Raw genomic sequence first — 12,808 nt, 5'->3', positions numbered from 1 at the left:
TCACGTCGTCCTTCTCCTTGCTCAGCGCTTCCCCTGCGCTGCGCGCTTCTCGACCATGTCCACGCTCGCCACGTGTTTCTTCGGGCGACCGGCGAAGTTGTGCCGGACGAGCTCCGGGTCCGCGACCGCATCGAGCGAGAAGCCCACGCCGTGGCAGCTCGTGCAGACGTTGCGGACCATCTTCTCGCTCGGCCTCAAGTTGTCGTTCTGGTTGTGCTGCACCACGACAGCCGCGCTGCTCGACGACTTCTCTCGTGGCATGTGGCACGTTGCACACGATACACCCGTCCCGGGCGAAGCCGTGCGGTTTATCTCGGCCTCCCACAGCTTGAAGTGCGGCGACCGCTGGTACGACCGGCTGTGTTCGTCGTCGTGGCACCCGAGGCACGAGTCCACGGCCGCTTTTCGGGCGTTCACCGAGTGCCCGCCGTGACAGCTCTCACAGCCGACCTCGAGCTCCTTGGCCTCGGCCCGCATCGGCAAACGCGCGAGCCCGGGGCTCATCGGGCCGAGGCCCGCGGCGACGCGCATTCCGTGCTTCCCCAGGCCAAACCCCTTGTTTTGTTCGGTGTGGCAGCCCGCGCAGATCGTCAGCGGGGGCTTGTTCACCCACTCCATCCCCTGCGTTCCGCCGTGACAACCCGAGCAGTTGATGCCCGCGCGCGCGTGCGCCGACTCCTCCCACTCCGAGACGAGCGCCGCCGAGAACGCCACCGTGCGCGGCGCGTCCTGATTGCTCGCGGCGAGCGACTTCGGCCCCTTCGCGACCATCGCGACCCCACGCGGCAAGACCTTCGCCGACGCGAGCACGACAGGCTCGCCGAGGTGCTTCTTCAGGTAATCTTCCCAGAGCGCGCGGTTGTCGTGGTAGTTGTGGCAGCCCGCGTCGCTGCACGTGGTAAACGACATCCCGGCGTGGCTCGGCCGCTCGGTGCCGACGTCGGCGTGGCACGTGACGCAGAAATCCACGGGCATCGTGTGCCCCTCGTGGTGCGTCCCCTCGGGCCAGTGCTCGACGTGACACGTGACGCAGCGGCGCGCGTCGATCTTTTCGAGGTTCCCGGCGTTGCGCGGGTCGTTGAACTTCGACGCGGGGTGCGAGTCGGCCGCGGTGCGCTGTTCGCCGTGGCAATTCGTGCAAGCGTCGTCTTTGACGCCGCCGAACGGCGTGTGGCAGGACGCACACGCCATTTCGATTTGATGGTGCCCGTGCGAGGTCTGGTCCGGCAAATAAAGCGTCTGGTCCCGTGAAGTGAGCCGGAACGCCCCAAAGCCACCCACGAGCCCCGTGAGCAGGAGCCAGGCCAATATCGAGGTACGCGTGCTCATCAGCAGGCCCGCCTCTCAGTAGTAGTACACGGCAAGCACATGGAGGGCGACGAGGATCGGTAGCGGCCAGGTCAGGAAAAGGTGAACGGAGGAAGCCCGCAAACGGCGGTTGCGCGCCGCGAGCGGGCTCCACCGGGAGCTCACCGCGAAGACGCCCCCCGCGAGCGCGCCGAGGAGCACCACGGCGAGGAAGTCGATCGCCAGGACGAGGTTCACCCGGGTCCCCGCGGAGAGGCCCGTGTGCAGGAAAAACAGGAGCAGGGTCGCCGCGCCGAGGACGGCGTGGACCGTGCGCCACACGGGCACGTCCGCGGACCGGAACCGCCGCCACCGCTTGCGCAGCGAGACCCCGAGGCTCGCCACGGCCAGCGCGACGAGCGCGTAGCCGGTGACCTGCTTCGCGACGCCCGGACGCAGGAGCGCGTCCAGGAAGAAGCCCGTCCGGACGGAGCGGGGGGGAGCGAGGGAGGGGGCGAGGGCCAGCACCAGGACCCAGGATAAAGCCACGGCCGACGCAACGAGGAGAATCTTGCGACCGCGCTCCGGCGGAGCCTGGATCGGAGCCGCGATCGAGGGGCGCACGGGCGGCATGCTCGGGGTCTGGAGCGCGCCCGGCGGCATGCTGAGGCGCTTCGGCGGCACCCAGCTCCGCCGGGACATCGGCGCCCGATCCACGGGAGGGACGCTCGGCGTGAGGCCCGGGGTGAGCCCGTCGCGCGGGACCGAGAGGCTGTCGGTGATCTCGCCCTCCTCGACGCCCGCGAGGAGGGAGATGCGCGAGTAGCGGGTCGAGGAGCTCTCCTTGCGGTCCTCCGTGTCGATGAGGCCCTCCATCGCCGAGAGCCGCCGCGTGGAGGAAGGCGGCACATCCGAGGCCGAGAAGAGGGTGGACTCGATCACGGGCAAGGGGGCGAGCCTCGGCAGCGGCTCGTCGACCGAGAGAATGGCCACGTCCAAGGGCGGGAGGATGACGCCGCTGGAGAGCGGGCGCGACGAGGTCGGCGAGGCAGACGAGGGCGGCAGGAGCCGCGAGGAGGACGGGGCGGCCTGCGAGGAGGGCGGCGGCGGCGCGACGGACACGACGCGCACCGAGCCGGCGGGCGGGGTCGATCGGCGGATCGGGCCCTCGGCGGTCGCGCGCGCTGCAAGGCCGAGGACGAGGCCCGTCGCCGGGGTTTGGGGGAGCGCGGGCGGGAGCGCCTCGCCGCCAAGCCCGATGAGCGCGATGCCGGCCGGCGGCGTCGCTGTGCGGACCGGGCTGCGCGGCGTGATCGCGATGCCCGAGGCCGGCGTGAGGGAAGACGCGCGGACCGAGGCAGGTGCTTGGACCTCGAACGAACGCGCTGATCGCGGGACGACCGGCATGCCCGTGGGCGGCGTCGGCGCGGCGTCGACCCGCGGGGCCGGCTCGAGCGAGAGGCGCGACGAGCGCGGCGCGATCTCGGTCCCCGTCGGCGGGGTCTTCATGGGCTCGCGGGGCGGCACCTCCACGAGCGTCGCGTCCGAGCGCGGCGCGAGGTCGGCGCGGGTGTCGACGAGCGTCGCGTCGGACCGGGGCGCGATCTCGGTGCCGGCCGGAGGCGTCTCAGACGCGAGCGCGACGCCACGACGCGCGACGGGCGCCTCCTCCGGCGCGTCCTTCACCTCGAACGAGGAGGCGCGGAAGTTCGCCGCCTGGGGCACATCCACCGACGAAGGCGGCGGGATCGAGGAGCGGAGCGTGCTCGGAGGCGGCAGGTCCACGGCCAAGTGCGTGGCCAGCGACGCGCTACGCATCGACGCGGGCCCCGCATCAGCGTCGTCCTCGGCCGGCGCGTGGATCATGGGACCTCGTACGGACATCGGCGCCGGCTCGATGTCGGCGTCGTCAAAGGCCGGCGCGGGCGCGAGGGGCGCGAGGGGCGCGGCGTTGCGGGCGCCGAAGCCGTGCGCGATCGGGAGCTCCGGCGGCCGCGCGGTGATGGTGATCGAGAAGCGATGCGAAGGCGGGGCGATGTCGCGGACCGAGGGCGGCGCGAGCTCGATCCCCGCGAGGGTCTCGAGCGAGGAGGGCATTCCGTCGCGGCGCGAACGCGGCGCGTCGCTGTCGAGCGACGACGACGGGACGGTGGCGAGCGACGAGGGAGGCATGACGCTCGTGCGTTGCGACGAGTCGAGCCGCGACGAAGGCGAGAGCTCGCCGCCGCGACGGCTGCGCGGCCCCTCGCCCCGGCGCGACCGGGGCCCGCCGTCGCCGCGCCGGCTGCGCGGCCCCTCGCGCCACGACGCGGGCATCGGCTCGAAGACGCTCACGGGTCCGTCTTGGCCGAGCAGCTCCGAGAGCAGCGGCTTGCACGAACCGCAGAGCGTGCCCGCGCCCGTCTTCGTCCCGAGCGCCTCGACCGACGAACAGCCGCCCTCGATCGCCAGCGCGAGCGCGCCGCGCGTCACGCGCACGCAGCCGCAGACGATCGCCTCGGCGGGCCAGTCCGCGACGGGCGAGGACTCGGACTTCGGCCACAGGTTGCCCGTGCCGCGGAACCTGCGCATGTCCCAGAACGACAGCGGCAGCGGCGCTTTGAGCAGTTCGCGGATGCGGTCGAGGTTCTCCCACTCGCCCACGGTCACCGCGCCGATGAGCCGTCCGTCGCGGATCACGAGCTTGCGGTAGACGCCGCCTCCGTTGAACACGAGCGCGTTGCCGCCGAGTCGCTGGTCGCCGTCGTGCTCGCCGAGCGCCGCGACGGTCACGCCCATCAGCTTGAGCTTCGCCGAGATGTCGGCGCCTTCGAACTTGCGCTCGGCGCCGAGCAGGTTCGCCGCGAGCACGTCGACCATCTGGTAGCCCGGCAGGACGAGGCCGTAGGTCGTGCCCCGGTGCGACGCGCACTCGCCGACGGCGAAGATCTGCTCGTCGGGATGGCGCGTCTTCCGGTCGATCGCCTGCAGCCGATCGTCGACCACGATCCCGCCGTCGCCGGCCATCTGCAGGCCCGCCACTTTCGCGAGCTCGCCGCGCGGGCGCACGCCGGCCGCGAAGACCACCATGCCCACGAGGAGCGTCTCGCCGTCGTCGAAGTGGAGGCGCAGGCCCATCGGGGGGCCGATCTCGCTGACGACCGCGTCCGGCGTCGGGGCCCGGTACGAGGCGGCGGCGCCGTACGCTTCGCCGGGTGGATCGAGCGTGACCTCCTCGATCCGGAGGAGCTTCTTGCCGCAGCGGATCTTCACGCCCATCCGCTCGACCTTGTCGCGCAGGACCGCGCCGCCCTCGGCGTCGAGCTGCCGCGGCATGAGGTACGACGAGACCTCGACGACGTGCACGTCGAGCTCGAGGTCGAAGACCGCCTTCGCCGCTTCGAGCCCGAGCAGCCCCCCGCCGATGACCGCCGCGCTCTTGATCGGCGCGAAATCACAGGCGTACTCCTCGATGTCGGCGACGTCGTCGAGCGTGCGGTAGACGAAGACGCCCGGCAGGTCGGCGCCCTCGATCGGCGGCACGAACGGGCGCGACCCCGTCGCGAAGACGAGGCGGTTGTACTCGACGCGCAGGCCCGAGCGCGAGCGCACCACGCTCTGCTCGCGATCGACCTCGACGATCGGATCGCCGAGGAAGAGCTCGATCCGGTTTTGCTCGTACCAGTTCGGCGGCGCGAGCGAGAACGTCGAGAGCGGGCGCCCGGCGAAGTATTCCGTGAGGTGGACGCGGTCGTAGGCCGGGAACGGCTCCTCGCCGAAGACGAGGATGCGGATCTCGTCGTTCGCGCCGTACTCCACCATTCGCTGGCAGAGCTTCCAGCCGACCATCCCGTTGCCGATGATCACCAGGGTCTGGGACTGGTCGCTCAGGTCCACCGTCGGTCTCCGCTCACCCCTCGTACCCTCAGCACATCGCGGCGGCGCTCGGCCCTTATACTCCATCCCGGTATTTCACGGACGGAAGCGAAGGCTCGAAAAGACCCCGCAAGCCGATTGGGCAAGCGATGCGGCCCACGAAAAGGTCCGCATTCCGCACTCCCCTGCCCTGCCCTGCGCCGCGAGGCATCGCGTCAGGCTGGGCTCGCCGCGCCGGTCATGCAAGCCGAACCGCAGCTCGAAAGGCGGAGCACGCTCGGGCGTCAATCAATCGACGGACGGAACCGTGGCGTTCACCCACGTCGCGACGCCCCGCGCGGCCGCGGGCGCCCGGAACGCCGCGGCCGAGAGCTCGCGTTGCATGCAGTTCGCCGCGGCCTCGTAGCGCGCCTCGGCGCCGCTCGCGCTGATCGAGGAGGGCACGATGTACCCGTCCACGTCGATTTTGAAACGGAGCACGATTGTGTCGGGCGGTAGGAGCTTGCCATCGGCGCCGCGGCAGCGCGTGACGAGCGGATAATAGAGCTGCGCCCGCGCGGCGCGCTCGACGGCCGGCGAGGGGATTCCCTCGTGCACGTCGAGGCTCCCCTCCTGGATCTGCATTCGTTTGCCGAGGCGAGGCGCGGATGCGTCGAGCCCGCCGTCGAGGCCTTCCGCCGTGCTCTGCGCCTCGTCGCGGACGCCCGTCTCGGTACCGACGAGCGTCCCTCCGTCCGGGCCCGTCGACGTGGCCGAGGCCTTCGGCGCGGCGGCGAGGATCTCCTCGAGCACACCCGGCACGGGCGCCTTCGCGACGGGCGCGCCGCCGTCCTCGGGCTCGGCGAGCGGCAAGCGCGCGGCGACCTCGGGCGAGAACACGGACGAGGCGGCGCGCGGCGCGGGCACGGGCGCGGGCGCGGGCGCGGGCTCGCTCGTGCACGCGGCGAGGGCGGCGCACCACGCGACCGTCACCACGAGGCCTCCGTTCTGCTCTCTTCGCACCACGCGTAGGGTCTACCGAAAGCGCGCCGCTTGCAACGGGCGCCCTTGCTCGGCCGTCTTCGGGTAGCATCCGCGGCCCGTGCGCGATCTCTGGAGGATCCTCCGCGTCGTCCGTCGTTCCTTGCGCGGCGGCCCGCTCGTCGGCTTCGTCCTCGCGGTGGGCCTCGCGTCGCTCGCGGGCGTGATGGCCGGCGTCCTGCCGGGCCTCGTGGGCGTCGCGATCGGCGCGATCCAAGGGCGACCTGCGTCGCCGAGCCCCGGCCTCGCGGGCCTGTTCGCGCGCCTCGTGTCGGGGCAGAGCCCGTGGCTCGTCATCGCGGCGACGCTCGTGGCCGTGACGATCAGCGTCGGCGTCACGATGGCGCAGAGCCGCGCCGGCTCGGAGCTCTCGGCCGAACTCACGGCCGCGCTCCGCGTGGAGCTCGTGCGCGCGGCGCTCTGGGCCTCGCCGCGCGCGGTGGACGCGGCCGGCGCGCGCGCGCTCGCGCCCAAAGGCGGTCCGCCCGCGCCGCCCGGCGTGAAGGCGCCCGCCGTGCGCGGCTTCGAGGCGGTGAAGCTCGTCATCGCGCGCGACGCGGCGGCCGTGTCGGATTTTGCCGTTGCTGTCATCACGGGCTTGCCGCAGGCGATCGTCACGCTCCTCGTCCTCGCGTTCGAGCTCGCGACGGGCGGCGCGTGGCCCGTGCTCGTGGGCACGGCGCTGCTCTTCGTGCTCTCGCGTGTGCTCTCCGATCGCGCCTCGCGCCGCGTGGGCGAGCGGATGCAGTCGATGCAGCGCTCGGACACCGCGGTCTTCGGCGCGCTCGGCGAGATGCTCGCGGGCACCGAGGAGCTTCGCCTGCTCGGCGCGCGGCAAACGGCGCTCACGGAGGTCACGGACGCGGCGCACCGCGCGGCCGACGCGCGCCGGAGTTTTGCCGCGGCGCTCGCGGCGTCGGGGCAGATCAAGAGCGTGCTCGCGGCGATGTCACCGCTCGTCCTCCTCGTCGCGCTCCGCCTCTCGGGCCGGACGTACGAGGCCGGTGACATCGCAAAACTCCTGCTCGTCACGCCGCTCCTGCTCGCGCGCTTCGAGGCGCTCGACGGCCTCCGCGCGGGCCTGCTCGAGCGCGCGCCGCTGCTCGCCTCGCTCCGGGATCTGCTCTCCTTGCCGCCGCACCCGCCCGAGCCCGAGAGCCCGCTCCCGCTCGCGGCAATCACGAACGACGAGGTCGTCCTCGATCACGTCGGCTACCGGCCCGAGGGCGCCCAGGACGACGTCCTCCACGACGTCTCGCTCCGGATCCCCGCGGGCGCGGTGGTGGCCATCTGCGGCGCCTCGGGCTCGGGCAAGTCCACGCTCGTGCGCCTGCTCTTGCGGCTCGACGATCCGACGCGCGGCAAAATCGAGGTCGGCGGCGTCGACCTCACGCGCCTCTCGCCGCGCGACCTTTCGCGCCTCTTCGCGGTGCTCGGCCAGGCGTCGGTGCTCTTCGAGCGCAGCGTCGCGGAGAACCTCGCGCTCGGCCTTGCCGATCCGCCGGACGAGGCGGCCATGCGGCGTCTCCTCGCGCGCGTGCGCCTCGACGATCTGGCCGAGGACAAGGGCGGCCGGGGGCTCGGGGCGGTCGTGCGCAAGGTGCCGCCGAACTTCTCGGGCGGGGAGCAACGGCGGCTCCTGCTGGCGCGAATGCTCCTCCGCGACGCGCGCCTGCTCGTGCTCGACGAGCCGGAGGCGGGGCTGCCGGGGGCCACGGCGGAGGAGCTGCTCCGCAGCGTGGTCGAGCTCTCGGCCGGGCGGACGACGATCCTCGTCACGCACGCGCCGCACCTCGTGAAGTCGACGTTCAATGTGGTGCTCGACAAGGGCCGTATTGCGGCGATGGGCACGCACGAGGAGCTCGTGCAGAGCTCGGAGACCTACCGGGCGCTGCTTTCGGAGGGGCAACGAAAGCAAGCGGCGCCGCGCCCTCATTCGCTCCCGTAAGGCGATCGCCAAACAGTCGACAGAATGCTGGCGCACGGAGTTCGCTCTCCGATCTCGTGATTTGACCGGGATGAGACGGAAGCATCCATACTTACGCACGCCGTCAAACGTTTCTTCTGGAACACAAATACTTGCTTTTCTATAGTCGCCGGCTGTAATCTGACTAAGCGTGAAGGACCAGGTCTCGCTCGAACTTCTCATCGTTACAGCGGACACCACGCGTGTACGTCCGCTGCCGGCAACAGGTCGGCTCGCGATGGGCCGGGGTGAGAACAACCAGGTCGTCCTGCGGGATCCGTCGATATCGCGACGCCATGCCGTGCTCGACCTGGGGCCTCCCCTGCGCATCGAAGACGTGGGAAGTTCGAACGGCCTGCGCGTGTCGCGGTCCGAGGACGCGGACGGGACGGCGCGCATCGTCGAGTACCGCATCCCCCCTCACGAATCGATGGAGCTCGCGCTCGGCGACGGGATTCAGCTCGGCGCCACGCTCGTCGTCGTGCAGCGCGCGGGCGCATCCGAGGACAACCCGGCGTCCTCCCGCGTGATTCGTTCCTACTCCGTGCCCGTGATCCACGACAGCGGGATGCGCAAGCTGTACGAGCTCGTCGAACGGGTCGCGCAGAGCAACATCAACGTGCTCTTGCTCGGGGAGACGGGCGTGGGCAAGGAGGTCATGGCGGAGGCGGTTCATCGGCGCTCGCCGCGGGGACGAGGGCCGCTCGTTTGCCTCAATTGCGCAGCGATCCACGAATCGCTCCTCGAGAGTGAGCTCTTCGGGCACGAGGCGGGCGCGTTCACCGGGGCGACGCGGGCGAAGCCGGGGCTCTTCGAGGTCGCCGCGGGCGGCACGGTGTTCCTCGACGAGGTCGGGGAGCTGCCGGTCTCGGTGCAAGTGAAGCTCTTGCGGGTGCTGGAGGAGCGGAAGGTCTTGCGGGTGGGGGGCGTCGAGAAGCGGCCGATCGACGTGCGCTTCATCTCGGCGACGAACCGTGACCTGGAGGGGGAGGCGTCCCGCAACGCATTCCGACAGGACCTGTATTTTCGATTGAACGGCGTGACGATCGAGATTCCGCCGCTGCGAGAGCGGGTCTCGGAGATCGAACCGATGGTGCGGAGCTTCGTGGCGCGCGCGGCGGTGCAGATGAACATGCGGGCGGAGCCGCGGCTGTCGAACGCGGCGCTCGATGTGCTGCTGGGTTATGGGTGGCCGGGGAACATCCGCGAATTGCGCAATGTCATCGAGCGCGCGGTGGTGCTGAGCGCCGGAGAGATGATCCAGCCCGAGCACCTGGGACTGAGCGGGCGGGGAGCTTCCCGGAAGTCGAGCCCGGAGTTCGTGACGATACCGCCGCCGCGGCCATCGAGCCCAGAGCCCGACGGGATCGTATCCATCGCGCCGCTGCGGGTGCCGATGGGAGAGGACGAACGGCAGCGCATCGTGCTGGCGCTGGAGGCGTGCGGGGGGAATCAGTCGAAGGCGGCGGAGATGCTGGGCATCTCGCGGCGCACGCTGCTCATGCGGCTGGATCTGTACGGGATTGCCAGGCCACGCAAGGGGCGGTGAGGGAGGGGGCTCGGGTCCCCCAGCCTCCCCCGGATCTGCGATGAACGCTGGCTGAAGCGCACGACGACGCGGGCCCTTGTGCAGGTTTGCACAACGTCGTGATCAGCTTGCGCAATTTTACGCGGCCGGGTTTGCGCAAATCGAATTTTCCCGCGGATTCTGCAGCCTCTCGACGCGGCATGGTCGTTGCAATTCGGGGTCTTGTCCCTGAGCGACCCCCGAGCGTGCCAGCATCCTTCGACTCGCGCACCGGCACGGAACTTCGGTGGAGGAGAACAGTCATGGCCTCGAAGACGTTGAAAGCGATCCTCTCGCCCGTCATCATTGCATCCACGATGACCGCGCTGCCCAGCGCGGCGAGCGCGGACATCCTGAAGCAGCGCTGCAATCACGACTCCCTCACTCCGGCCGAGGCAGAGGTGCGGCTGGAGTGGGCGCGCAAGTGCGCGCTTCAGAATGATCTCGTCGGAGGTGCGAGCGCATTCGTCAACGTCGCGCAGCTCGGGTTCGACGAGGCGGCGCCGAGCACGCTCATCTTCCAGTTCATTGACTACAACGCAACGAATGTCGGCACCAACAGCTTCTTGACGGACGGAGTCGCGGGAGGCATCAACGGCATCTTCCGCAACAACCTTTACGACACGGCAGCCGGGATCAACTTCCAGTTCACGGACGCAGCGGGGTGGAAGAAGTGGCGGGTACGCTCCGGCTCGAACATCAGCGATCCGGAGAAGAAGCTGCCGCGGCCGCTCTATCCCACCTACGGATCCACGACGAACATCAATACGAGCGCGGCTCTGTACCCGCCTGCCAACCTGACGGCGAGCTCCCCGTGCGTGCTCTACACCACGCCGATCGCGGCCGAGCAGACCTGGTTGAAGCTATCGAGCAGCTACTACGTGAATGGCTTCTGCGAATCGAGCTGCTACACGCCGGACCAGGAAGTGCTCTTCCCCGGGGGTTACGAGCGTATCGGTGACGCCGTCAAGGCGCTTCGGCCCGAGATCGTCACGTTGTCGAAGGACGCCTCGCTCGAGAAGATCGCCTATACGACGAACAAGGTCGGCAGTTACACGGCCGAGCTGTTCGACAGCACGCACGTGATCTTCGAGATCAAGACGGCCTCCGGCGGGATGCTCCGCGTGACCGACGAGCACCCGCTCGTCGATGGCAGTGGCAAGATCGTGCAGGCGAAGGCCCTCCAGAAGGGCGACAACCTGGTCAAGGAAGACGGCCAGCTCGACCCCGTCGTGTCCGTCGAGCGGACGACCCACTTTGGCAAGGTTTACAACGTCAAGCCGAAGACGACCGATCCGGTGACCCATGTCCTCGTCGCGCAGGGCTACCTCGTGGGCTCGTCCCATTTTCAGAACGATTACATCAACTACGTGAACCAGATCGTCTTGCATCGCTCGATCCCGGACGAGGTCTTGCCCTGACCATCGCGGTGCGCGCCGGGAGACGACGACGTAGCTCGGCGCGCACCTCTCCTTCCGCGGCTCCCCAAAAAACGAGGAATGTGATCATGCGGTTCAGCGCACGGCGAGTGTATCTTGGACTCATCTTGACGGGCCTCTGCGTCTGCGCGTCGTGGTTGGGTCGAACGACGCTGTCCGGGCGTCACGAGCCCCGGGAGGAAGTGTCCGCTGCGAACCACGACGCGGACGCGATCGCCCCCGCCGCACAGGAACCCCGCCTGCACCGACGTGACGCAACGGCGGCGGACGAGAAGACGGCAGAGTCCTCCGCCCCCGCCGACTGGCGAAGGGTCCTACAGGACACGAAAGTGGACGCCAGGTTCGAATCCTTCGACGATGAGGCGCAAGCCATTCTCGCGGAGGACCGCTTCCTTGCCGTCTTCACGCACTACCGCAAACATGTCCTCCTCGACGAGCAAGGCCGTCAGAACTATCGTGCCCTCCTGTCGAGCCACGAAGCCCTGGAACTCACGCGGGACGAGCTCCTGTATCCCGGTGAAAAGGAAGTGACGTACAAGGGGAACGTCGAGCGTTTGATGCGTATCGAGGTGTTCAAGGAGGCGCTCGCGTGGCAGGACAATCCTGCACGCGAATACATCCTCGACATGATGGAGGAGATGCTCCTGGAGGACAATCTCCTCTCGGAACTCGGACGGGAGATGCATCGCTCTCTTGCGGCCAACAAGATGGAGCTCTTCGAGCTTCTCTATCAGCACGCGCCCGCGCGCACGGCCGGGCTCCTCGAGCAGTCCAAGGACGGCCGGCTCGCGAAGCTCATCGAGTACATCGTGCGTGAAACCGAGCGCACGAGCGCCCTCGAAGCGGCAGGCGCGCTGAGCCCTGGATGAGCCTCCGTTCAATACGTCCCCTTGTTCGGCGCACCGCGCACCCCATCCACCGCCCCCGTGGCCTCCCCACGCCCGCCCGCCCGTTCCCCGGCACCACGATTGCGAAATGAATCCGCGGGCGCGGAGCGACGCGGCATGCCTCCTGTACCCCCAGGTGCTACGCCCCGCGTCCCCGGACGATCGGGGCGAGGAGGCAACCCCATGAAGCAAGCGTTCGTCCGGAAAATGCGCGTTTTTCCCGGAATCATCGGGACGGCGTTGCTGGTCCTGTTCCTTCTGATCCCCGCGGGCTCGGCGCTCGCCCTGCCGCGCGTGGGCCAGCCGGTGCGGCGGGTGGTCGTCGAGGATCCGGACGGGCGCGTCATGGACCTCGGGTTCCCCCGCCCGAAGCCGACGCTCATCCTCTACGAAGATCGCAAATCGGCGGCGCAAAACCGGGCGCTGAAGGACGAGCTCAACAAGCTCGCGGACACGAAAGCCGAGGCCAAGCAGATCCAGTTCGTGGCCATCGCCGACACGAGTGCGTATCGCTCCTGGCCGCTGCGCGGCTTCGCGGAGAGCTCCGTGCGAAAGAAGGCCGTCGAGGTCGGACAAACCATCTATTGCGACTGGGACGGCGCATTCCGGAAGACGTACGCCCTGCGGCGCGGCGTCAGCAGCGTCGTGCTCGTGGGCAAGGACGGGCGGGTCGAATACGCGGCGGAAGGCAAGCTCGACGCCCCGGCGCGGAGCAAGCTGTTCGCGCTCCTCTGGGCACAGGTCCGCTGAGGCTTGCGGCGCCTTCGCGACCGTGGGATCAACGTTC

General features: G+C 69.6%; 8 protein-coding genes. 5 read left to right on the top strand and 3 right to left on the bottom strand.

All coding sequences use genetic code 11. The features are described 5' to 3' along the window. Nucleotides 1-21: 21 nt before the first annotated feature. The 3 genes from QHF89_RS10200 to QHF89_RS10190 form a co-directional block, all read right to left on the bottom strand. Nucleotides 22-1,329: a cytochrome c3 family protein gene (locus tag QHF89_RS10200; protein WP_136965604.1), complete on the bottom strand. Its 1,308-nt coding sequence runs from the start codon at nt 1,327-1,329 to the stop codon at nt 22-24. Nucleotides 1,330-1,344: 15 nt separating this feature from the next. Beyond that, a complete protein-coding gene (locus QHF89_RS10195) occupies nt 1,345-5,163 on the bottom strand; it encodes an FAD-dependent oxidoreductase (protein WP_284720327.1) in 3,819 nt (1,272 codons plus the stop codon). 267 nt (nt 5,164-5,430) lie between these two features. Continuing rightward, nucleotides 5,431-6,147, bottom strand: a complete 717-nt coding sequence (locus tag QHF89_RS10190) for a hypothetical protein (protein WP_284720326.1) — start codon at nt 6,145-6,147, stop codon at nt 5,431-5,433. Between the two features lie 76 nt (nt 6,148-6,223). Here QHF89_RS10190 and QHF89_RS10185 point away from each other — a divergent pair, with 76 nt between their 5' ends. The 5 genes from QHF89_RS10185 (at nt 6,224) to QHF89_RS10165 (ending at nt 12,771) form a co-directional block, all read left to right on the top strand. Beyond that, entirely contained in the window at nt 6,224-8,110 is a 1,887-nt protein-coding gene (locus QHF89_RS10185; protein WP_284720325.1) for an ATP-binding cassette domain-containing protein, read from the top strand. Nucleotides 8,111-8,279: 169 nt separating this feature from the next. After that, entirely contained in the window at nt 8,280-9,677 is a 1,398-nt protein-coding gene (locus QHF89_RS10180; RefSeq protein WP_284720324.1) for a sigma 54-interacting transcriptional regulator, read from the top strand. 281 nt (nt 9,678-9,958) lie between these two features. Then, nucleotides 9,959-11,116: a Hint domain-containing protein gene (locus QHF89_RS10175; RefSeq protein WP_284720323.1), complete on the top strand. Its 1,158-nt coding sequence runs from the start codon at nt 9,959-9,961 to the stop codon at nt 11,114-11,116. A 347-nt stretch (nt 11,117-11,463) separates the two neighbouring features. Beyond that, nucleotides 11,464-12,003, top strand: coding sequence for a hypothetical protein (locus QHF89_RS10170; protein ID WP_136965608.1), 540 nt, complete (start codon nt 11,464-11,466; stop codon nt 12,001-12,003). Nucleotides 12,004-12,204: 201 nt separating this feature from the next. After that, complete coding sequence (locus QHF89_RS10165; protein WP_284720322.1) at nt 12,205-12,771, top strand: YtfJ family protein; 567 nt, start codon at nt 12,205-12,207, stop codon at nt 12,769-12,771. Nucleotides 12,772-12,808 lie beyond the last annotated feature (37 nt).

The organism is Polyangium sorediatum (genome assembly GCF_029946465.1).
GTDB lineage: Bacteria > Myxococcota_A > Polyangia > Polyangiales > Polyangiaceae > Polyangium > Polyangium fumosum.
This window is presented reverse-complemented; position numbering and strand designations above follow the sequence as displayed.